Below are 527 nucleotides of genomic sequence, written 5' to 3' on the forward strand. Positions count from 1 at the left end.
GCCGGTCAGCAGATGGTTGGGGTGATGAATGCGTGTAGCGGTGCGGGCATATTCCTCGCCAGCATTCTTGGATTTGTTGTCATTGACAGGTTTAAGAAAAAATCCCTGCTGATTTTCTACGATATTTTTAATAGCCTCTGCTGCCTGTGCGCTCTTATTCTTTTATCGTCAGTACGCGGAGAATTTATCGTTTATATACTGATTATTCTTTGGGCTCTCATGTCTTTAGCCGCGACTGCGTACAGTCCCACAAGCCGCGCTATCATTCCTGAGATTCTTGGAAATCGAGAATTTGAAAAATACAATAGCACCTATTCGATGGTGGGAGAACTATCCCGTGCTGTGAGCCCCCTCGTGGGAACCATGATTCTCATGCAGAATTTTGCGAATGCTCTGGAGCTTTCAATCATTGTCAATCTGGTGTCATTTATTCTGTCTTTGGTGCTCACTTTTATGCTGCCCGCTGGGTCTTTCGCCACCCGACCCTCGGAGGGCTCCGAAGTATTCCAAAAAACGCATATACTTCA

At 46.1% G+C, this 527-nt stretch carries 1 protein-coding gene; it reads left to right on the plus strand.

Going from position 1 to position 527, the window contains the following annotated elements:
- On the plus strand, positions 1–527 hold a 527-nt coding region (locus HMPREF2554_RS09275), incomplete at both ends, for an MFS transporter (RefSeq protein ID WP_141744391.1).

The sequence above is a fragment of the Rothia sp. HMSC071F11 genome, assembly GCF_001809115.1.
Lineage (GTDB): Bacteria > Actinomycetota > Actinomycetes > Actinomycetales > Micrococcaceae > Rothia > Rothia dentocariosa.